Source organism: Streptomyces massasporeus (genome assembly GCF_014648995.1).
Classification (GTDB): domain Bacteria; phylum Actinomycetota; class Actinomycetes; order Streptomycetales; family Streptomycetaceae; genus Streptomyces; species Streptomyces massasporeus.
On the sequence record NZ_BMSE01000002.1, the window covers coordinates 448,520 to 470,339 of the forward strand.

Genomic DNA, 21,820 nt, shown 5'->3' on the forward strand with positions numbered 1-21,820 from the left:
TGACGGTGACGGATCGTTCGCATGTTCCCGGTGACGGCGTGGGTTCGACTTGCCTAGTGTGATCGTCATGCAGCTCCGGTACGCCTTCAGGCTGTACCCCGACGCCGCTCAGCAGGCCGCGCTGGCCAGGGCGTTCGGGTGCGCCCGCGTCGTGTTCAACGACGCCGTGCATGCCCGCGAGGACGCCCGTAAGGCCGGACAGCCGTTCCCGACAGCCGGTCAGCTGTCCCGGAAGCTGATCACTGAGGCGAAACGGACAGCCGAGCGGTCCTGGCTCGGCGAGGTTTGCGCGGTGGTGCTTCAGCAGTCTCTGCGGGACGCCGACAAGGCGTACCGCAACTTCTTCGCTTCGCTCAAGGGCACGCGTAAGGGACCGAAGGTGGGAGCACCACGGTTGAAGTCCCGTAAGGACACGCGGCAGTCGATCCGGTTCACCGCCAACGCCCGCTGGAGCATCTCCGACAGTGGCCGCCTGAGCCTGCCGAAGATCGGCGCGGTGAAGGCGAAGTGGTCCCGCACGCTGCCCGCCACCCCCACCTCCGTTACCGTCATCAAGGACGCGGCCGGCAGATTCTTCGCCTCCTTCGTCATCGAGACCGACCCCGCCGCCGACCAGGCCCGGATGCCCGAGACCGACCGCATCATCGGCATCGATCTTGGCCTTACCCACTTCGCGGTCCTGTCCGATGGCACGAAGATCGACTCCCCGCGCTTCCTGCGGCGCGCGGAGAAGAAGCTGAAGAAGACCCAGCGCGAGCTGTCCCGCAAGCAGAAGGGATCAAGGAACCGGGCCAAGGCCCGTCTGAAGGTCGCCCGCGCCCACGCCGAAGTCGGCGACGCACGCCGTGAGTTCCACCACCAGCTCTCCACAAAGCTGATCACCGAGAACCAAGGGATCGCCGTGGAGGATTTGTCGGTGGCGGGACTGGCCCGCACGAGGCTGGCCAAGTCCGTTCATGACGCGGGCTGGTCGTCGTTCGTGAATATGCTGGAGTACAAGGCCGCCCGGTACGGCCGCACCCTGGTGAAGATCGGCCGGTTCACACCGACCTCCCAGACTTGCTCCACCTGCGGCGCCGTGGACGGACCCAAACCCCTGGGAGTGCGGGAGTGGACCTGTACCGCCTGCGGCACCGTCCACGACCGGGACACCAACGCCGCGATCAACATCAAGACGGCCGCCGGACTGGCGGTATCGGCCTGCGGAGCGCCGGTAAGACCGGGAGCGATCCCGGCACAGCGCGAAGAAACAGGAAGCCATGGACTCCCCGCCGGCAACCGTGCCGCTTAGCGACACAGCAACCGGCGGAGAGGGCCAGAATCCTCAGGCTTCAGCCCGAGGTGCAAGTCAAGGCAGAACCTTCTCGATCTTCACGCTGCCCACGCCCGCGACCGTGCCGCGCGCGTTGACCAGCTGGACCTGGCCGAAGAACTCACGCCCCTCGGGAGCGGCCGCCGCGGCGGTGACGCTGCCCGAGACCGTGGCGGAGTCGCCCGTGCCGAGCTTCACCGGAGCCGACCCGTCGACGCTGACGCTGCCGAGGGAGGGGGAGAAGAACACGTCCTGGTAGTCGTACTCCGTGGTGCCGGCAGGCACCGAGTAGCCGACGACCTCGATCGAGTACTTCCCGGCGGCCGGGGCGGGAATGGAGACCGACTCCTCCGAGTCGCCGTCGGCGGAGCTGCCGACCTGTGTGCCCGACGCGTCGTACACGGCGAGGTCCAGGTCCGCGGCGTTGTCCGAGACACCGCCGATGGCGACGTCCAGCGACTTGGCGCCCGCGGGCACCTCGACCGTCGTGGTCTGCGTCTCGCCCTGCTTGATCGAGGGGCGGGCCACCTTGGCCGAGCCGAGCGGGCCGCCGACCAGCTTGCCGTCGAGCGCGGCGAAGCCGTTCTTCACCTTCCAGGAGGCGGCGGCGGGGGTGCCGACCTTCGCCTCGGGCACGGTCACGGTCTCCGGGTCGAAGGCCGCGCCGAGCACGGCGACGTCCAGCTTGTACGGGTTGTCCAGCAGCGGCGACGTGCGGCGCGACTCGACCTCGATCTCCCAGACGCCGGCCTGCGGGTCGGCGTAGGAACGCAGGTCCGGACGGCAGGTGTTGGCCGGGTTGCTGTAGTTCGGGTAGCAGTTGATCGTCGACGTCGGGTCCGACGGCACACCGTACGGGTGGATCGAGATGAACCGGGTCTGGCTCTTGTCCTTCAGCCCGCTCATCGCGACCTCGAGGGTCTTCGCGCCCTCGGGGACGGTGACGAAGTAGTGCTGGGTGCTGTTGCGCTGCACCGAGCTCTTCGCGGAGAACGTGTACTTCAGCGGCGCGGCGACCACGACCGTGCTGAGGACCTGGCGGTCGATGCCCTCGGTCTTCGGGTCGTCGACCTCCAGGATCGCGCTCTTGAGGCCCGCGGACTTCGGCGCGGCCTGGACCTTGACGGTCACCGGCTGGTTCAGCGGCAGCTTCACCTCGTCGGAGCCGACGATGCGGAACGTGCCGCCCGCGTTGTTCTCGAAGTGCAGCTCGTGCCGGATCGCCTTGTCGGCGCCGGACGTACGGGTCAGGGTGATCTCGTACGTCTTCTTCTGGCCGGCCTTCAGGCCGCCCTCACGGTCGTAGAGGCCCGTGCCGAAGCCCGGGGTCTTCAGGAACTGGTCGATCGCGGTGTCGACCGGCGCCTTGACCGTGTAGGTGTGGGCGGTGGCGTCGTCGCGGATGGCGTCCCAGGCGTCGGGGATGTTCATCAGGCCCGCGCCCTCCTCGTACGCCTGCACACCCTTGATGTGGTCGGCGGTGGAGGTGAGAGCCGTGCGCAGGGTCGCCGGCGTGAGGTCGATCTTCTTCTGCTTGGCGGCCGAGATGAGCAGCGCCGAGGCGCCGGTGGCCTGCGGGGAGGCCATCGAGGTGCCCTGGAGCATCGAGTAGCCGGCCGGCAGGGTGTAGCCCGCCTCCGCGACCGGGCCGCCCGGCAGCCAGGTCTGCGTGGTGTTGATCGCCGCGCCCGGGGCGACCAGGGTCGGCGTGAAGCCGCCGTCCTCACGCGGGCCGCGCGAGGAGAACGGCATCATCGCGTACTTCTTCTCCACGACCGAGCCGTAGTTGGCGGCCCAGGTCTCCTTGGAGACCGACGCGCCGACCGAGATGACCTTGTCGGCCAGGGCCGGGTCGCCGATGGTGTTGGCGCCGGGGCCGGAGTTGCCCGCGGAGATCACCAGCTGGACGCCGTAGGTGTCGATGAGGCGCGTGTACAGCTCGCTGCGGGCGTTGTTGCCGTCGTTCAGCGCCGGCAGGCCGCCGATGGACATGTTGACGATGTCGACGCCGCGCTTGGTGACGAGGTCGATCATGCCCTCGGTCAGCGCGACGTTGGTGCAGCCGCCGGACCAGGTGCAGGCGCGCGAGGAGACCAGCTTGGCACCGGGGGCGGCGCCGTTCATCTTGCCGCCGAACAGGCCGTTGGCGGCGGTGATGCCGGCGACGTGCGTGCCGTGCTCGGACTCGATGACGCCGATGTTCACGAAGTCCGACTTCTTGCCGACCCAGGTGCCGCCCAGCGGGTCCATCGGGACGTCCTTGCGGATCTCCACGACGAACGGCTGCCGCTCGGCGATGTCGGTGGCCGGGTCGTCGGTGCCGAAGTACCCGACCTGGTGGCCGTCCTTGTACGGCTTCATCGGGGCGTCGTCGCCGAAGTCGTTGTTGTTGTTCAGGTCGACCCGGACCGTGCCGGTCTTGGCGTCGTACAGCACGCCCCAGACGTCGGTGGTGTCGCCGTCGCGGTTGGCGTCGCCCTTGGCGTCGCCGGCGGCGGTGTACGACTCCTTGAAGAGGCTGACGGCGTACGAGCCCGCCGGCGCCTTGAACGACTGGCCCTGGTAGGTGAAGGCCGGGCCGGACACGGCCGTGACCATCGGGCGCCAGGTGTTGTCGTTGTCGATGATCGGGTCGGTCGCCGTCACCCAGTCGACGATCTTCCGCTCACCGGTCGTCGTCTTCTGCAGCGCCGGGTGACCGAGGTCCACGCCGGAGTCGAGGATGCCGATGGTGACGCCGCGGCCGTCCGCCTTCGGGTGGTCCTCGACGAAGTCGACCGCGCCCGTCTCGAAGGACGGGTTGTACGGGTTCTCCGCCGGGGTCTTCTTCCCCGGCGCGGGGTACGCCCCCTTCGCGGCCTTGGCGCCCTTGGCGGTGTCCGCGCTCGGCGTCGGGTCGTCGAGGGGGATCTCCTCGCGCAGGTCGATGCCGTGCACGGAGGACAGCTTGGCGGCGGCGGCGATCGCCGAGTCCGCCTTGGCCGTCGGGACGGTGGCGCGGACGTAGCCCAGCTTGTCGTCGGCCCGGCCCACCGAGCCGCCCTTGACCGCGTCCAGCTGCCCGGCGACCTGCTCGGTCTTCCCGGGCGCGGTGGCGATCATCATCGTGACGGTCTTGTCGCCGTCGGCCTTGGCCTCCGCGAGCAGGTCCGCGTCGTCCGAACCGAGCTTGGCGTGCGCGGACTTGACGCTCGGGTCGGCCGGGGCGTCCGTGCCAGGCCCGTCGGCGGAGAAGGCCATCGGGATCGGCCCGGCCGCGGAGAGCGCGGCCACGAGACCGGCGGCCACGGCGATGCGGGCCACACGTCTCGGGCCCGATATCTGATCGCGCGGGGTGGGAGGGGTCATCGGCATCCCTTGTAGGTAAAGGAACGAGCGGGACGCGACCGGGGCCCGATCGGCCCTGGTCGCACACGGTCCGAACGGCAAGCCCGGACGATCGCACAGCCTTACGCAAGGGGAACTTCTTTGGGGAGGGTTGACCGAAACGAGATGGATGTATGGGGAAAACCCGCGATGCGATTTGTGAGCATCAGTCCCGAAGGTGGCGAAGAAATCGGTTAACGTCCCGGAGTGAGACAGAAGTTGAGGGTGGCGGCCTACGCCATATGCGTCCGGGACGGACAGATCCTCCTCGCCCGCTCACCCGCCCAGGACGGCACGCCCGAGTGGGTCCTGCCGGGCGGCGGCATGGAGCACGGCGAGGATCCCTACGACACGGTCCGGCGGGAGGTGGAGGAGGAGACCGGGTACCGCATCGAGGTGACCGGGCTGCTCGGCGTGAACTCCGCCCACCGCGTCTTCCGCAACGGCTTCGGGCCTCCCGTCGACCATCACGGCGTCCGGTTCGTCTACGAGGCCCGGATCATCGGCGGCGAACTGCGCAACGAGGTCAACGGCTCCACGGACCTCGCCGCCTGGCAGGACCTGGACGCCGTGTCCGGGCTGGTGCGGATCTCGATGGTCGACATCGCGCTGCGGATGTGGCGCGAACGCCCGGCCACCGGACGGCTGGCCGACGTCCTGGAGTAGGGCCGACCGTACGCCGGATCCCGGTGCGGTACCCCGGAAGATGAACGCCGCGTGACCGGTTCCCGGCCGGATCCGGAGCGGGCGACGACGCGCAGGGTAGTCCAAGATCCACGTTCGGTGATCTGCGCTGCGCGTTGCCGCCTCGTTCACGCGCAGGTCATCCCCGGTGCCAACGATCCAGTACGAGCGGGGTGTTCACGACGTGAACGCCCCGCGACCACTGCCGACGCGTTCGCACTCGGGGAGAGAAGCGCATGTCGCGCACACGCTCAGTCGCCGGCTCCGGCCAGGGCATCCACCGTCGTTCCGTCCTCGCCGCCACCGGCGCGGTCGCCCTCTCCGCGGGCGTCGGCTACGCCCTGCGGCCCAGCGACAGCCAGGCCGCCACGGCCCAGGAGAGCACCACCGCCGTGGCCGCGTCCTCGCGCCGGGCGCCGGCCGCGCCGCTGGCCCCGTACACCAAGGGCACCACCCTCGCCTCCGTCGCCACCCCGCGCGGGGGCTCCGGCTACCGGCGCCTGGGCGACGGAGCCGGCTGGCAGCGGGTCGTCCGCTCCGACCTGGCCGCGCCCAAGTCCGGCCGCGCCGGGCGCCGTACCGCGCTCGCCGCGTTCGTACAGCTCACCGACCTGCACATCATCGACGCCCAGCACCCGCTGCGCCTGGAGTACCTGCGCTCGGCCGACATCCACGCCTGGCGGCCGCACGAGGCGCTGACCGTACAGGGCGCGATCGCGCTCGTGGAGCGGATCAACGCGCTGCGCGGCGCCCCCGTCACCGGCGCCCCGCTGCACTTCGCCATGACCACCGGCGACAACACGGACAACAACGCCAAGTCCGAGCTGGACTGGTTCCTGAAGATCATGAGCGGCGGGCGCATCACGCCCAACTCCGGTGACCCGCGCCAGTACGAGGGCGTCCAGAACAGCGGCCTCAAGCAGTACTGGCAGCCCGACGCCGCCGTCCGCGACAGCGACAAGCAGGCCGGGTTCCCGCACCTGGACGGCTTCCTGAAGGCCGCCATCCGGGAGGTCCGCAGCCCCGGCCTCAACCTGCCCTGGTACTCGACGGTCGGCAACCACGACACCCTGCCGATGGGCTGCTACGCCTCGCACGGCGACTCCTACCTCACCGAACTGGCCGTCGGCGGCAAGAAGCTGATGAACGTGACCGCGGCCGAGGCGCAGCAGCTCCAGGCGCAGATCAAGAAGGCGCGTGACCCCCAGGGTGTCCGCTACCACGACTTCCTCAAGTCCCACGCCCGCTCCATGCGTTCGGTCACCCCCGACGAGAGCCGAGCCCCCTTCACGCTGGCCGAGTACCTCCGGGCGCACCTGGACCCGGCCCACCGCGGCGTCGGCCCGGCCGGCCACGGCTACTCCTCCGCCAACCTGGACACGGGCACCCAGTACTACGCCTTCCGCATCTCCGACGACGTCATCGGCATCAGCCTGGACACCACCGACTCCGGCGGCCACTACGAGGGGTCGATCGGCACGGCCCAGCTGAAGTGGCTCGACAAGACACTGCGGGACAACAAGGACTCCTACGCGGTGATCTTCAGCCATCACACCAGCAAGACGATGACGAACCTGCGCGGCGACCCGGCGAGGCCGAACGAGCGCCGCCACAACGGCCAGGAGGTCCTCGCCCTGCTCGGCAGTCACCCCAGGGTGCTCGCCTGGGTGAACGGCCACATCCACAAGAACGTCGTCACACCGCATGCCATGGCGAGCGGCGGCTCCTTCTGGGAGATCTCCACCGCCTCCCACGTCGACTTCCCGCAACTCGCCCGGGTCATCGAGCTGGCCGACAACAAGGACGGCACGATCTCCCTGTTCACGACGCTCGTGGAGTCCTCGGCCCCGCACCGCACGGACTTCTCCGACCTCTCCCAGACCGGCCTCGCGGCGCTCTACCGCGAGCTGTCCCTCAACGCCCCCGGCGCGAGCACGACCCTCGGCGGCGCCCCGGAGGACCGCAACACCGAACTGGTGCTCAAGAAGGGCTGAAACCCGCTCAACCGCCCGGCGCCGGTCAACCCCCGGCAGGACGACCGGTGTCCCCTCTCCCGACGCAACTCGATATGACGTGACAGGGGGAAACGGGGACATGAGCAGACGAGCGCGTACGGCGGCCCTGACGGCGGCGACGGCGGCGACGGCGGTGGCACTGTCGGCGGCCCTCACGGCTCCGGCGGTGGCGGCGGGCCCGGTCGCCGCAGCCGCCGGCCATGACGCGACCGAGCAGGCCGTCCGGGCCGCGGTCGCCGACGGCGTCCCGGGGGTGACGGTGACGGTACGGCGGGGCCACGGCACCTGGGCGGCCACGGCCGGCGTCGGCAACCCGAAGACGGGCACGCCGCGTTCGGTCCGGGACCACTACCGCATCGCCAGCATCACCAAAACGTTCGTCGCCACGGTCGTCCTCCAACTGGAGGCGGAGGGACGGCTGTCGCTCGACGACACGGTGGAGAAGTGGCTCCCGGGCGCGGTCCGGGGCAACGGCCACGACGGCGCCCGCATCACGATCCGGCAGCTCCTGAACCACACCAGCGGCATCTTCGACTACCTCGAGGACCCGGGCTTCCAGCAGACCTACATGACCCCGGACGGCTTCATGAAGCACCGCTTCGACGAGGCGGCCCCCGAGGACATGCTCGCCATCGCGATGAAGAACCGGCCGTACTTCGAGCCCGGCGCGTCGTTCGCGTACTCCAACACCAACTACCTCCTGGCCGCGCGGGTGATCGAGAAGGCCACCGGCAACGACTACGGCGACGAGATCGACCGCCGGATCATCGTCCCCCTGCACCTGACGTCCACGTCCGTCCCCACCACCCGCGTCACCCTGCCCCGGCCCAGCAGCCGCGCCTACTCCAAGCTGGCCAAGACGGACACGGGCCCGACATACGACGTCACGGAACTGAACCCGCGCCTGGCCTACGGCTCCGGCCAGATGGTCTCCAGCTCCGCCGACCTGACCCGCTTCTACTCGGCCCTGCTCGGCGGCAGGCTGCTCCCGCGCGAGCAGTTGAAGGAGATGAAGACCACGGTCGAGTCCAGCCGGGAGACCAGCTGCTACGGCCTGGGGCTCGTGGACCGCAAGCTCAGCTGCGGCGTCCACGTCTGGGGCCACGACGGCGGGATCTACGGCTCGAACTCGGACGCGGTGACCACGGGGAACGGCCGTAACTCCCTCGCCGTCAACTTCAACGGCGACTGGTCGGGGAGCACCGACGCGATCATCGAGGCGGAGTTCTGCGGCCGGTAGCGACTCCCGGCATGAGGAGGGACCGCCGGTGCGTCCCGGCGGCCCCTCCTCTCCCCTCCTGGTCCTGCCCCCGCGTCCGTCACTAACGGGGCAGCACCGCCACGTACGCCGCCGGTTCGCGGTCGGCCGAGGCCATCAGGGCCGTGCGGATCACCGTCGCCTGCTGTTCCGGGGAGTCGCGGAGCTTCCTCGGCGTGATGTGGACGACCGTGATGCCGAGCCGCTCCAGGTGCTCGCGCTTGCGGGCGTACTCGGACCACAGGGCGTCGTCGTCCTGCCGGGGGGCCCGGGTGTCGATTTCCACCGCCACCGCCTGGTCGGGCCAGTACGCGTCGAGGCCGCCGAGGTAGGGGCCGCCGGGCAGGCGCAGGTCGACGTTCCAGACCGGGTCGGGCAGGCCGTACTCGTGGACCATCCGGTACAGGCGGTCCTCCGCTCGCGCCCGGCCCTCGGCGAGCAGGGACTCCACCGCGTCCACCACGTGGGGGCGGCTCAGCAGCCGGGCCTGGTTCAGCTCGCGGACCACCGCCGCCGGGTCGCAGTGGGCGCCGCGGACCGCCTCCGTGAGCAGCCGGCGGACGATGCCGGCGTCCGCGAGTTCGGCCACCGCGTCGGCCAGCGCCCGCGCGACCGGCGCCACCGGCACCCCCGTGACCTGCTCGGGGGCGGGCATGACGGGCGTGCGGACGATGCGCACGCAGCCCGTGGAGCGCAGCCGCCGCAGCCGCGGGACCAGGACGTCGATGGCCTCCAGGGACGGCAGCGGGGGCGTGGAGGAGAAGCCGTGCAGCGTCAGCGCGGCCAGGCCCGTGATCATCACCTCGGGATAAGCGGGGGTGTGCGGCCGGCCCGCGCCGGGCTGGGCGGGCACCCCGGTGCCACGCTCCCGCGCCGCGTACATCAGCACCGCGTGCAGCCGCTCCTCGCTGGTCGGCGGGCCCGGGTGGAGCAGGACGACGCCGGGGAGGAGCTGCTGCCAGGGGCCGCCGGAGCGGCACTGCTCGTTCGTCTCGGCCGTGGAGACGCCGTGCGAGCGGAGCTGGGCGGCCGTCATCACACGGGGGCGGCCACCGCCGGACAGGTCGTGCAGGGGGCGGGGGGAGAGCGGGGTGTTGTGGGTCATGACCCGCAATTTCCCGCGCTCCGGCCCCCTTTGAACCGCTGTTACAGGTCCGTCGACACATACGGACAACCCGGCACTAAAGGACGAGTGTTCGGATGCCGAAAGCCCCTGGTCCGTTCGGGTGCGGACCAGGGGTTACGGCTCACGGGGCACTCATTTCGTAACGAAGGCGGAACGCCCGGATCTCAGGCCAAAGCTACTGGTCAGAGGCCTCATCGCACGCCTGTCCACGCAACGCCCGTGCCAGGTCGTCACGGGACTCCAGCACCAGCCGGCGCAGCGCCGGGGCCGCCTCCTTGTGGGCGTCCAGCCAGGCGTCCGTGGCGTCCAGCGTCTCCCGCGACTGCTGGAGCGACGGGAACAGGCCCTGCACCACGTGCATGCCGATCTGGATCGACCGCTCGGCCCACACCCGCTCGATCGCCGCGAAGTACTTCCCGGCGTACGGCGCGATCAGCTCCCGCTGCGAGCCCTGGGAGAAGCCCGCGATGGTCGCCTCCACCATGGCGTTGGACAGCGCGTCCGACTCCACGACCTGCGCCCACGCCTGCGCCTTGACCGCCTCGGACGGGCGGGCGGCCAGACAGCGCACCTGGTGGCGCTTGCCGGACGCCGTGTCGTCCCGGGTCAGTTCCTCGGCCAGCGCCTTCTCGTCGACGACCCCGTGCGCGGCCAGCGGCTCCAGGAACACCCAGCGCAGCTCCTGGTCGAGGTCGAGGCCCTCGACGGCGGCCGTGCCCGCGAGCAGGTCCCGCAGCAGCTCGAAGTCGGCCTCGGCGGCGGCCGTCCGGGCGAAGAAGCGCGCCCAGGCGAGCTGGTGCTCGCTGCCCGGCCCGGCCGCGTACAGCTCGCGCCGGGCGCCCTCGGCGAGCAGCCGCGCGGCCGTCTCCCGCCGGGCGGGCGCCGTGTAGTGGGTGACCGCCGACTCCGCCCAGGCGTGCAGCATCTGCACGACGCCGATCTCGGACTCGCGCCCGCCGAAGCGCAGCACCAGGTCCACGAAGTCCCGGGCCGGGAGCAGCGCGTCGCGCGTCATGTTCCACAGCGCCGACCAGCACAGGGCGCGCGCCAGCGGGTCGGTGATCGCATCCAGGTGCTCGCGCAGGGTCGCCAGCGACGTCGCGTCGAAGCGGATCTTGCAGTAGGTCAGGTCGTCGTCGTTGACCAGGACCAGGTCGGGAGCCTCGGCGCCGGCCAGTTCCGCGACGACCGTGCGGGCGCCGTCGACGTCGGTCTCCACGCGCGCGTACCGCTCCAGCGAACCGCCGTCCGTCACCCGGTACAGGCCCACCGCCACCCGGTGCGGACGCAGTTCGGGGTAGGACTCGGCGGCCTCCTGCACCACCGCCAGCTCCTCGATGCGGCCGTCCGCGCTCAGCAGCACCTGCGGCGTCAGCGAGTTCACCCCGGCCGTCTGGAGCCAGGACCGCGACCAGGCGCTCATGTCCCGGCCGCTGGTCTCCTCCAGCACCGACAGCAGGTCACCGAGGCGCGTGTTGCCGTAGGCGTGCCGCTTGAAGTAGCGCCGGGCGCCCTCCAGGAACGCCTCCTCGCCCACGTACGCCACGAGCTGCTTCAGCACCGACGCGCCCTTGGCGTACGTGATGCCGTCGAAGTTGAGCTTGGCGTCCTGGAGGTCGTGGATGTCCGCCGTGATCGGGTGTGTGGAGGGCAGCTGGTCGGCCCGGTAGGCCCAGGCCTTGCGGCGGTTGGCGAAGGTGATCCAGCCGTTGACGAAGCGGGTCGCGCCCACGAGCGAGAACGCGCCCATGAAGTCCGCGAAGGACTCCTTCAGCCACAGGTCGTCCCACCACTCCATGGTGACCAGGTCGCCGAACCACATGTGCGCCATCTCGTGCAGGACGACGTTGGCCCGGCCCTCGTAGGACGCCTGCGTCACCTTACCGCGGAAGATGAACTCCTCCCGGAACGTCACCAGGCCCGGGTTCTCCATCGCGCCCAGGTTGTACTCGGGCACGAACGCCTGGTCGTACTTCCCGAACGGGTACGGGTAGTCGAAGTGGTCGTGGAAGAAGTCCAGGCCCTGCTTGGTGACCAGGAAGACGTCGTCGGCGTCGAAGTGGGGCGCGAGGCCCTTGCGGCACAGGGCGCCGAGCGGGATCTCCAGCGTCGTGCCGTCCGCGAAGGTACGCGTGTAGGAGTCCGTCACATAGTGGTACGGGCCCGCCACCACACACGTGATGTACGTCGAGATCGGCTTGGTCTCGGCGAACCGCCACACCCCGTCGGCCTGCTCACCGGCGCCGTTGCTCCACACCGTCCAGCCCTCGGGCGCCCGTACCTCGAAGCGGTACGGGGCCTTCAGGTCGGGCTGCTCGAAGTTCGCGAAGACGCGGCGCGAGTCGGCCGGCTCGTACTGCGTGTACAGGTACACCTCGCCGTCCTCGGGGTCGACGAAGCGGTGCATGCCCTCGCCGGTGCGGGAGTAGGCGCACTGGGCGTCGACCACCAGCTCGTTGTCCGCGGCCAGGTCCTCCAGCGTGATCCGGGAGCCGTCGAAGACCTCTCCGGGGTCCAGATCACGGCCGTTGAGCGAGACGGCCGTCACACTCGGGGCGATCAGGTCCGCGAAGCTGCTCGCCCCGGGCTCGTTGCAGCGGAAGCGGACCGTCGTGACGGAGCGGAACGTGCGGGGCCCGTCCCCGGGGTCCTCACCGACCGCGGACCGCAGGTCGAGGGACACCTCGTACCCGTCGACGCTCAGCAGGGCGGCCCGCTCCCGGGCCTCGTCGCGGGACAGATTCTCACCGGGCACGGGCGGCACTCCTCAAGTGTCGTGGGGTACGGCTGAACAGGACCGATCCTGCCACGTGCCCCTGACGCGGGGCAGCCGGGAATGACGGGAGCGCGTACCGGCGTTGCCCGAGAAACGGTTTCCTGCTGAGGAGAGACATGTCGGACAAGACCCCCGTCGACTTCTGGTTCGACCCGCTGTGCCCCTGGGCCTGGATGACCTCCCGCTGGGTCCTGGAGGTGGAGAAGGTCAGGGACATCGAGGTGCGCTGGCACGTCATGAGCCTCGCCGTCCTGAACGAGAACCGGCTGGACGAGCTGCCCGAGGAATACCGCGACATGCTGGCGACCAAGGCGTGGGGCCCCGTCCGGGTCGTCATAGCCGCCCAGCAGGAGAAGGGCCCCGAGGTCCTCGGCGACTTCTACACCGCGCTCGGCACCCGCATCCACAACCAGGGCGAGGGCCCCGGCAAGGAGACGGTCGCCGCCGCCCTGAAGGACGTCGGCCTGCCCGAGTCCCTCCTGGAGCACTGGGACTCCACCCCGTACGAGCCGGAGCTGCGCGCCTCCCACCAGGAGGGCATCGACAAGGTCGGCCAGGACGTCGGCACCCCGGTCATCGCCGTGCCCGGCTCCGACGGCGAGCAGATCGCCTTCTTCGGCCCGGTCGTCACCCCGGCCCCGCAGGGCGAGGAGGCCGGCCGCCTGTGGGACGGCACCCTCGCCGTGGCCTCCGTCCCCGGCTTCTACGAGATCAAGCGCACCCGCACCAAGGGGCCGGACTTCTCCAACCTGTAGGCCTCACCCGGCGGGGGCGGGCTGGATCCTGAGCTCCTCCGGGAGCAGCCCGTCCTCGCCACGGTTGAGGTAGCGCTGGTACCACCGGCAGCCGGCCGCGGTGCAGCGCCAGTAGTCGTCCACGAAGTGCCCGGCCCCCTTCTCCGCCCGGACGGCCGCCCGCTCGGCGGCGTTGAACATCCGGAACTCCTGCATGGTGCCGCAGGTCCGGCACGCCCGGCTCACCGTCATCAGCTCCTCCTCGCGATCACCGCCAAGTCCGGGAAGTCGGTTACGACCGCATCGACCCCCATGCGGTAGTACAGCGCGTATTCCGCGAACGCGTCCCCGAAATCGTTCGGTCCGCTCCCGCGCCGGAACCGATCGGGCAGAAACTGGTTCTCCGCGCGGAAGGTGTACGGACCGATCCGCAGCCCCGCCGCGTGCGCGTCCGCGACGAGCGACGTGCCGGCGAGCGAGACCTTGTCCGGGCCGATCCAGTCCGCGTACGCGGCGATCCGCGCCAGTCCCGCCGGGCTCATCATGTCCTTGTACGTCGTCGGATCACCGGCCGCGACCAGGTCGTACGGCCCGCCCGTCGTGCCCAGCGCCTGCCACAGCGGCACGCCCAGCCGCTCCGCCGCGATCCGCTTCAGGCTCGTCGGCTCGAAGGACTGCACGACGCACTCGCGCCGGCCGAGCCGGTTGCGGCGGATCACGGCCGCCAGCTTCGGCTCCAACGGCAGGCCGATCGAGCGGAAGTACGTCGGATGCTTGGTCTCCGGGAAGACTGCGACGGTCCGGCCGTGCTCCCGCGACAGCCGCCGCGCCAGATCCACGACCTCCTGGAAGGTCATGACTTCTTCCCGCCCGTCGAAGACGGTGTTGCGGTTGCGGACCGCCGGCAGCCGCTCCACCGCCCGCAGCGTCTTCAGTTCGGCCAGCGTGAAGTCCTCCGTGAACCAGCCGGTGACGGCCCGCCCGTCGACCGTCTTCGTCGTACGGCGGCCCTCGAACTCCGGCCGGCGGGCCACGTCGGTCGTCTGGGAGATCTCGTTCTCGTGCCGCACCACCAGCACGTGGTCCTTCGTCGGCACCAGATCCGGTTCGATCCAGTCGGCCCCGGTCTGCACGGCGTACGTGTACGACGGCGCCGTGTGCTCCGGGCGCCAGCCGGCCGCGCCGCGGTGGCCGATGACGACCAGGCCGCCGCCCTTGCGGGGTGCGGCGCCGGCCGTGCCGGCCGTGCCGGCCGTGGCGGTTCCCGCGGCCGCCGCGAGCAGGAGGGATCTCCGTCCGAGCTGCATGCAACTCCCCTTTGTCGAAGACAGGTTCACTTGCGGGCCCGGTCCCGGGCCTGCGCCAGCCGGTCCAGGTGCTCCGCGTAGCCGCTCGTGTAGAACGCGGCCCGCTCCGGGTCCGGCTCGACGACCGCCGTCGGTTTCGTCCACGCCCGCGCGTCCAGCCCGACCCCGTACCGCTCGGCCGCCGCCAGGACCGCGCCCCGGGCGCCGACCTCGCCCTCCACGACCCGCAGCGGCCGCCCGAGCACATCGGCCAGCAGCCGCATCCAGGCGGAGCTGCGGGTGCCGCCGCCGCAGACGGCCAGGCTCCCGGCCAGGCCCGCCGCCTCCAGGCAGTGGCGGGCCGCGTACCCGATGCCCTCACAGGTGGCGCGGACCAGATCGCCCCGGGTCGACTCCAGCGAGACGCCCGTGAGTTCGGCGCGCAGACGGGGTTCCACGAAGGGCGCTCGTTCGCCGGAGGGCGCGAAGTACGGCAGCACACGGACGCCGTGCGCGCCCGGCGGCGTCCCGGCCAGCAGGCCGTCCACCTCGTCGTGCCGCACGCCGGTCGTCGACAGCACCCAGTCCAGCGCCGCCGTGCCGACCATCGCGGGCATGGCGCGCAGCCAGTGCCCGGGCCGGTCGGTGGAGATGTACAGGCCGGCCGGTTCGCCGCTCAGCTCGAGCTCGGTGGTGGCGACCAGGCTGGCCAGACAGGTCCCGACGATCAGCAGACCGTCCCCCGGGGACGTCACCCCGGCGCCCAGCGCGCAGGCCGGCAGATCGTAGGGCCCGTTCGCGATCCGGGTCCCGGAGGGCAGGCCCTCGCCCCGCGCCTCGGCGGTCGCGACCGGGTCGCTGACCGGGGCGAGCAGATCCCGGCGGTGCGCCAGCCCCAGCAGCTCGACGACCCGGTCGTCGTACGTCCGGGTCCGCGGGTCCAGGAACGGCATCGACGCGTCCGACACATCCGTCGCCGGGCCGGCCCCCGTCAGCCGCTGGAACACCATGTCCTTGCAGTACAGGGCCGCCTTCGCGGTGTCCAGTGCCTTCGGCTCGTGCCGGTCCAGCCATGCCAGCAGCGGGCCCGGGCAGCCGGGGAACATCGCGCTGCCCGTCCGCCGGAACACCGACTCGAACGTGCCGTCCGCCAGCCACCGGTCGACCAGCTCGTGCGCCCGCCCGTCCATCCAGGAGGCGGCGGGCCGCACCGGCCGGCCCTCGCCGTCGACCAGCCACACCCCGTCGCCCTGCCCGGTGAGCCCGGCCAGCTCCACCGGCTCCGGGACCCGCCCGGTGACCTCCCCGAGCACGGCGACGACCGCCCCGTACACCTCCTCCATGTCCTGCTCGACGACCCCGCCGTGCAGGGAGAGCTTCACCGGGCGGGACGCCACGGCGAGTTCACGGCCCGTGGCGTCGAAGGCCGCCGCCTTGACCATGGACGTGCCCACATCGATTCCGACGTACATGCGGCTCTCCTCCGGGTCCTCAGGTCAGACAGTGCGCGAGCGGCTCCCCGCGGACCCAGCGGCCCACCTCTTCGGCGGCGATCCGGGCGGCCTTCTCCGCGACCGCCCGCGACGCCCCGCCCAAGTGGGGGGTGAGGACCACGCGTTCGGCCAGTCCCAGCAGCCGGGACCCAGCCGGCAGCGGCTCCCGCTCGTAGGTGTCCAGAGCCGCCGCCGACAGCCGCCCGCTCTCCAGCGCGTCACACAGCGCGCCCTCGTCCAGCAGCGGGCCCCGGGCCACGTTCACCACCACCGCGCCGGACGGCAGCAGCCCCAGCTCCCGGGCGCCGATCAGCCCCCGCGTCTCGGGCGTGAGCCGGGCGTGCAGGGTGATCACCTGCGAGCGGCGCAGGAGGTCGTCCAGCGAGGTCACGCGCAGGCCGTGGATCTCGCCGTGCACATACGGGTCGTGGACCATCACCCGGGCCCCGAACGCGCACAGCACCCGCGCGACCCGGCTGCCGACGGCCCCGTACCCGACCAGACCGACGGGCAGGTCCTCCAGCTCCAGTCCGCTCCGCTCGTAGGTGTAGTACGTCGCGCCCTCCCAGCTGCCCTGCCGGACGAGCGGGTCGTGGGCCTGGGGGATGCGGCGCAGGGCGGCCAGCATCATTCCCACGGTGAACTCGGCGGTGGCGGCGGCGTTGCGGCCCGGCGCGAAGCACACCCGCACGTCGTGGTCCTTGGCCGCGTCCAGGTTGACGTTGACCGGCCCGCCCCGGCAGACCACGACCAGCCTCAGATCCGGGCAGGCGGCGAGGACCTTCCCGGTGACCGGGCCCATCTGCGTGACCAGCACCTCCGCTCCGGCCAGCGCCTCGATCATCGCGTCCTCGGCGTCACTGGCCTCCTGCACCTCGGCGACCGGCCCGAACGGCTCCAGCGGCCAGCCCAGTGTCAGCTCCCGGACGTCCGCCCGCTCCACCTCGTGCTCCACCGCCCGTGCGATCAGCGACGGCAGGACGAAGTGGTCACCGGCGGCCACGACACGCACGCTGTTTCCGTCAGTCATCGCAGGGAAGCTCCCGTCTCGGCGTCGAAGACATGGGTGTGCCCGGGGTCGGCGGCGACCCGGACCCGCTCGTCGTGCGCGAGCCGTACCTCGGGGTCGGTGAGGACGACCAGATGCCGTTCGACACCGTCCAGGGCGAGGGTCGCCAGGCCCGACTCCAGGAGCGGTTCATGGGCGACGACCCGGGCGGGCAGACCGCCCTCGGCGGTGAGGCGGACGTCCTCGGGGCGGATCCCGACGACCACCTTCCGGCCCTCGTCCACCGGCACCGGCAGCGCGATCCGCACCGTGTCGGAGAGCCGGGCGTGGCCGTCGCCGGCGATGCCGGGCAGCAGGGTGATCGCCGGTTCGCCGACGAAGTCCGCGACGAACACGTTGGCCGGACTGTCGTAGATCTCGTAGGGCGTGCCGAGCTGCTGGATGACGCCGTCCTTCATCACGGCGATCCGGTCGGCGAGGGAGAGGGCCTCCTCCTGGTCGTGGGTGACCAGGATCGTGGTGTGGCCCAGGTCCTTCTGGATGCGCTTGAGTTCCCGGCGGGTGGAGTCGCGCTGGGCCGCGTCCAGGTGGGAGAGGGGTTCGTCGAGGAGCAGGACGTCGGGTTCGCGGATCAGGGCGCGAGCCAGGGAGACGCGCTGCTTCTGGCCGCTGGAGAGGCCGGCCGGGCGGGCGCCGAGGAGGTCGGTCAGGCCGACCCGCTCGGCGATGTCCTTCACCTTGCGCTCGACGTCCCCCCGGGAACCGCGGGCGGCCCCGCGGCGGGCCTTCAGCCCGAAGGCCAGGTTCTCCGCGACCGACAGCGGCGGATACAGCGCGTAGTTCTCGAACGCGACCCCGATGTTGCGCTGCTGGGCGGGCCGTTCGACGACCGACGTCCCGCCGACCAGGATGTCCCCGCCGGTGACGGGCTCCAGCCCGGCGATCATCCGTAAGGTGGTCGACTTGCCGCACCCGGACGGCCCGAGCAGCCCGAGCAGCTCCCCGGACCGCAGGGTCAGGTCGATCCCGCGGACGGCGTCCACGGAAGGCCGCCCTCGCGACCGGTAGGTCTTCCGCAGCTCACGTAACTCCAGTCCCGTTCCCGTCATGGCCGTCCCCTTTCATGGCTCGTTCGCCTCCAGGGCGCTTTCAGCCGGCGCCGAGGCCGCGGGCAGGCGTGCCGCAAACCTCGTAACGGACCTTGTGCTCGTCCAGATCCCGCAGTGCCTCCGGCGACGCCCCGTCGTCCACGAGGAGCGTGTCGAAGCGGGACAGCGGGACGACCCGGTGCAGGGCGACCCGGCCGAGCTTGGTGTGGTCGATCAACAGGACGTTCCGTGCCGCCGCGTCGAGCATCGCCCGCTTCACCGACACGATGTGCTGCTCCTGGTGGTAGGCGTAACCCCCGTGCACCGCCGACGTCGACGCGAAGCACACATCCACCCGGAGCTGCTGCACCGCCTCCACGCAGGACACCCCGAGGAACGAGGAGTGCAGCGGGTCGTAGTCGCCGCCCAGCGCCATCAGGTGGATGCCGCGCTGGTCGGACAGGAGGTTGATGGCCTCCAGGAAGTTGGTGACGACCGTCAGCGGTGTGACCTCGGCCGTGCGCAGCCGCCTGGCTATCTCCAGCGTGGACGTGGAGTCGTCCAGCAGGATCGCCATCCCGGGCTCGACCATCCGCAGCGCGTGCTCGGCGACGGCCGCCTTCTCGGCCCGCATGCTCTTCAGCCGGTACTGCACGTTCGACTCGAAGACCCCCGACGGCTGCGCGGTCACCCCGCCCCGGAACTTCCGTACGATGCCCTGCCGTTCGAGCTCGTCGAGGTCCCGGTGGATGGTCATCAGACTCACCCCGAACCGCTCGGCGAGCTCCGCCGCCGTGGCCGAGCCGTCGGCCAGCACCTGCTCGGCCATGGCGGCCTGCCGCGCCGCGGGCCCCTGCTGTCCACCACTGCTGTTGCCGCTCATGGCTGTGTCTCTATCCGTCGTCCCGGTCGCTCCGGCCGGTCGGCCTCGAACAGCAGCAGGTTCTCAGGCCGGACCACGAGCCGTACCGGATCGTCCGCACGAAGGCGCGCCGCGTCGGCCCGGGGGGCCACCAGCGACACCCGCTGCTCCCCGGTGCCGAGACGCACGGTGACCTCGACGGACCGGCCGAGCACCTCGGTGACGTAGACCGTCCCGGTCAGCTCGTGGCCCTCGCCGCCGTGCAGGGCGAGGTCCCGGGGGCGTAGGCCCACCAGTACCTCCGTGCCCGGCGCGGCCCGGGCCCGGACCGGCAGCTCCACACCGCCGTCCGCGCGCACGCCGCTCTGCGTCACCACTCCCGGCAGCAGGTTGATCCGGGGCCGGCCGAAGGCCCGGGCGACCTCGGTGTCCTGGGGTCGGTACCAGATCTCCTCCCGCGTGCCCGTCTGCACGATCCGGCCCTGGCGGATGACCCCGATCCGGTCGCCGAGCGCGAGCGCCTCGACCGAGTCGTGGGTGACGTAGAGGGTGGTGGTGTGCTGCACGGCCCCGATCGCCTTCAGCTCGGCCCGCATCTGCTGGCGGAGCTTGGCGTCGAGGTGGGAGAGCGGCTCGTCGAGCAGGAAGGCCCGGGCGGGGCGGACCAGCACCCGGCCGAGGGCGACCCGCTGCCGCTGGCCGTTGGACAACTGGCCCACGGGCCGGTCCAGCAGCCCGGAGATGCCGAGCAGCTCGGCGATCGCGCCGATCCGCTGCCGGGCCTCGCCGGCGGGCAGCCGGTGCCGGGGCGAGCGCAGCGGCGAGGCGAGGTTGTCGTAGGCCGAGCGGTGCGGGTAGAGGGCGTAGCTCTCGAAGCACATCGCCACGCCCCGGTCGTACGGCTCGACCCCCCGCATGTCCTCGCCGTCGAGCACGACCGTGCCGGAGTCGGGCTGTTCGAGCCCGGCGACGGTTTTCAGGGTCGTGGTCTTGCCCGCGCCCGACGGGCCGAGCAGGCAGAAGAACTCGCCCTCCCGCACCTCCAGTTCGAGCTCGTCGAGCGCGAGCGTCTTCCCGTACGCCTTGCGTATCCCGCTCAACCGGATCACGACTTCACCGCCCCGAACGACAGGCCGCGCACCAGATATCGCTGGATCGTCAGCGCCAGCAGCAGGGGCGGTACGACCGAGACCAGCGCGGCGGCGGCCGTGAGGTTGTACTTGGGCCGGTCCCCGCCGAGGAACGACAGGGCGCCCACGGTCACCGTCTGGGCCTCGTTGGAGGTGAGGATCAGCGGGAAGACGAAGTTGTTCCAGGCGAAGATGAACGCCAGCAGCGACACGGCCGCGATGCCCGGCTTGACCAGCGGGAGCGCCACCTTGAAGAACGCCTGCTTGCGGGTGTAGCCGTCCAGCAGGGCCGCCTGCTCCAGCTCCGGTGTCAGATCGGCGAAGTAGGACCGCATGATCCACACGATCAACGGCAGCGTGACGAGTTGCAGCACCCACACCATGCCGACGTACGTGTCGAAGAGACCGAGCTTCTGGTAGAGCACGAACAGCGGGATGATCACGGTGAGTTCGGGTGCGAAGCGGAACGAGAGCAGCGTGAACATCAGGTTCTCGGAGCCCTTGAACCGCCACCGCGCCGAGGCGTACGCCGCCGGCAGCCCCACCACCAGCGACAGCACGACCGCCCCGACCGACACCACCAGGCTGTTGACGAAGAACCGCACGAACGGGATGCCCTCGCTGTCGCCGAGGACGGTCCGGTAGCCGTCGAGGGTGGGGGAGAAGGAGAAGTAGGTGGAAAAGAGCTGGTCGGTCGGCTTCAGCGACAGGATCACCATCCAGGCGATCGGGAACAGTGCGAAGACGAAGTAGAGGACGAGGGCGGCGTCGCACAGCCATCCCCCCAGGCGTTTCCTCATGTGGTGACCTCCGCGGCCTTCCGCTGGATCTTCCCCAGGTGTTTCACCAGCACCATCGCGGCCAGGTACACCACGGCCCACAGGACGATCGTGTAGGAGATCCCGAAGGAGTAGCGCTGGAAGCGGATGGCTTCCAGGTATGCCCGGATCTGGAGTACGACGGTCGAGTCGCCCGGGCCGCCTTCCGTGAGCGCGTAGATGATGTCGAAGACCTTCAGCGAGTCCATGAACCGGAAGATCACCGCGACCAGGACGTACGGCCACAGCATCGGCAGGGTCAGGCGCCGGAAGGTGTACCACCACCCCGCGCCGTCCACGGCCGCCGCCTCGAACGGGGAGGTGGGCAGCGACCGCAGTCCGGCGAGGGCGAGGATCGCCACGAACGGGGTGTAGACCCACACGTCCACGGCGATCGACGACAGCAGCGCGCCCGTCGGGGTGTCGGTCCACTGCACCCCGCCCAGCCCGAAGGGCTTGAGCAGGTGGTTGACCACCCCGACCGACGGCTGGAGCATCAGCTTCCAGATGATCGCCGCGATCACCGGGGCGATCATCAGCGGCAGGATCAGGATCTTCTCCAGCATCCGGCCCAGCAGGGACGAGCGGTACAGGAGCAGGGCGACGGCCACGCCGAGCACGGTCTCGGTGAGGGCCGCCCCGACCGCGTACAGCACCGTCACCCACGCCGAGTTCCAGAACGCCTCCTGGGTGAAGACGGCTCTGTAGTTCTCGAACCGCACCATGTCCGGCTGCGGTTTGCTCGCCGAGAAGTCGAACAGCGTGTAGTACAGCCCGAGTCCGAAGGGGTAGAGGATCCCGCAGGTCAGCAGCAGTGCCGGGACGATCAGGAGGTACGGGCGCAGGGTGAGCCGCCACCCCAT

The 21,820-nt window shown here is 71.0% G+C and carries 17 protein-coding genes; 5 read left to right on the forward strand and 12 right to left on the reverse strand.

Going from position 1 to position 21,820, the window contains the following annotated elements:
- The first annotated feature begins 67 nt into the window (after nt 1-67).
- The gene (locus tag IE153_RS06855) at nt 68-1,291 is read left to right on the forward strand and encodes an RNA-guided endonuclease InsQ/TnpB family protein (protein ID WP_189588863.1); all 1,224 of its coding nucleotides are present in this window, start codon (nt 68-70) and stop codon (nt 1,289-1,291) included.
- A gap of 57 nt (nt 1,292-1,348) precedes the next feature.
- Here IE153_RS06855 and IE153_RS06860 read toward each other — a convergent pair whose 3' ends face one another.
- On the reverse strand, nt 1,349-4,660 hold the full coding sequence (locus IE153_RS06860; RefSeq protein WP_189588864.1) for a S8 family serine peptidase: 3,312 nt from the start codon (nt 4,658-4,660) through the stop codon (nt 1,349-1,351).
- A gap of 225 nt (nt 4,661-4,885) precedes the next feature.
- Between IE153_RS06860 and IE153_RS06865 the strand changes: the two genes are divergently transcribed.
- From IE153_RS06865 to IE153_RS06875, 3 genes are all read left to right on the forward strand, one after another.
- A complete protein-coding gene (locus IE153_RS06865) occupies nt 4,886-5,344 on the forward strand; it encodes an NUDIX hydrolase (protein WP_229828881.1) in 459 nt (152 codons plus the stop codon).
- Nucleotides 5,345-5,598: 254 nt separating this feature from the next.
- Nucleotides 5,599-7,356, forward strand: a complete 1,758-nt coding sequence (locus tag IE153_RS06870) for a TIGR03767 family metallophosphoesterase (protein WP_189588865.1) — start codon at nt 5,599-5,601, stop codon at nt 7,354-7,356.
- A gap of 100 nt (nt 7,357-7,456) precedes the next feature.
- Nucleotides 7,457-8,617 carry a serine hydrolase domain-containing protein gene (locus IE153_RS06875; protein ID WP_189588866.1) on the forward strand — a complete coding sequence of 387 codons (1,161 nt, stop codon included), beginning with the start codon at nt 7,457-7,459 and terminating at the stop codon, nt 8,615-8,617.
- Between the two features lie 82 nt (nt 8,618-8,699).
- On the opposite strand, the gene IE153_RS06880 is transcribed toward IE153_RS06875, so the two are convergent.
- Nucleotides 8,700-9,740 carry a hypothetical protein gene (locus tag IE153_RS06880; protein WP_189588867.1) on the reverse strand — a complete coding sequence of 347 codons (1,041 nt, stop codon included), beginning with the start codon at nt 9,738-9,740 and terminating at the stop codon, nt 8,700-8,702.
- 196 nt (nt 9,741-9,936) lie between these two features.
- Nucleotides 9,937-12,516, reverse strand: a complete 2,580-nt coding sequence (gene pepN / locus IE153_RS06885; protein ID WP_189588868.1) for an aminopeptidase N — start codon at nt 12,514-12,516, stop codon at nt 9,937-9,939.
- Nucleotides 12,517-12,653: 137 nt separating this feature from the next.
- Between pepN and IE153_RS06890 the strand changes: the two genes are divergently transcribed.
- Nucleotides 12,654-13,292 (forward strand): mycothiol-dependent nitroreductase Rv2466c family protein, encoded by a 639-nt coding sequence (locus IE153_RS06890; RefSeq protein ID WP_189588869.1) that lies wholly within the window; start codon nt 12,654-12,656, stop codon nt 13,290-13,292.
- Nucleotides 13,293-13,295: 3 nt separating this feature from the next.
- Here IE153_RS06890 and IE153_RS06895 read toward each other — a convergent pair whose 3' ends face one another.
- The 9 genes from IE153_RS06895 to IE153_RS06935 all read right to left on the reverse strand — a co-directional run bounded on the left by IE153_RS06895 (nt 13,296) and on the right by IE153_RS06935 (nt 21,820).
- The gene (locus IE153_RS06895) at nt 13,296-13,523 is read right to left on the reverse strand and encodes a hypothetical protein (protein WP_031106210.1); all 228 of its coding nucleotides are present in this window, start codon (nt 13,521-13,523) and stop codon (nt 13,296-13,298) included.
- Nucleotides 13,523-14,578, reverse strand: coding sequence for a glycerophosphodiester phosphodiesterase family protein (locus IE153_RS06900; protein WP_189588870.1), 1,056 nt, complete (start codon nt 14,576-14,578; stop codon nt 13,523-13,525). The genes IE153_RS06895 and IE153_RS06900 overlap by 1 nt, the downstream gene beginning before the upstream one ends.
- A 26-nt stretch (nt 14,579-14,604) precedes the next feature.
- Nucleotides 14,605-16,029 carry an FGGY-family carbohydrate kinase gene (locus IE153_RS06905; RefSeq protein WP_189588871.1) on the reverse strand — a complete coding sequence of 475 codons (1,425 nt, stop codon included), beginning with the start codon at nt 16,027-16,029 and terminating at the stop codon, nt 14,605-14,607.
- 19 nt (nt 16,030-16,048) lie between these two features.
- Entirely contained in the window at nt 16,049-17,080 is a 1,032-nt protein-coding gene (locus tag IE153_RS06910; RefSeq protein WP_189588872.1) for a 2-hydroxyacid dehydrogenase, read from the reverse strand.
- Nucleotides 17,077-18,102 (reverse strand): ABC transporter ATP-binding protein, encoded by a 1,026-nt coding sequence (locus IE153_RS06915; protein ID WP_229828884.1) that lies wholly within the window; start codon nt 18,100-18,102, stop codon nt 17,077-17,079. Before IE153_RS06915 ends, IE153_RS06910 begins: the two co-directional genes overlap by 4 nt.
- A gap of 106 nt (nt 18,103-18,208) precedes the next feature.
- Complete coding sequence (locus IE153_RS06920; RefSeq protein ID WP_189588874.1) at nt 18,209-19,030, reverse strand: DeoR/GlpR family DNA-binding transcription regulator; 822 nt, start codon at nt 19,028-19,030, stop codon at nt 18,209-18,211.
- The gene (locus IE153_RS06925) at nt 19,027-20,118 is read right to left on the reverse strand and encodes an ABC transporter ATP-binding protein (protein ID WP_189588875.1); all 1,092 of its coding nucleotides are present in this window, start codon (nt 20,116-20,118) and stop codon (nt 19,027-19,029) included. Before IE153_RS06925 ends, IE153_RS06920 begins: the two co-directional genes overlap by 4 nt.
- A complete protein-coding gene (locus IE153_RS06930) occupies nt 20,115-20,939 on the reverse strand; it encodes a carbohydrate ABC transporter permease (protein ID WP_189588876.1) in 825 nt (274 codons plus the stop codon). The genes IE153_RS06925 and IE153_RS06930 overlap by 4 nt, the downstream gene beginning before the upstream one ends.
- Nucleotides 20,936-21,820: a carbohydrate ABC transporter permease gene (locus tag IE153_RS06935; RefSeq protein ID WP_189588877.1), complete on the reverse strand. Its 885-nt coding sequence runs from the start codon at nt 21,818-21,820 to the stop codon at nt 20,936-20,938. Before IE153_RS06935 ends, IE153_RS06930 begins: the two co-directional genes overlap by 4 nt.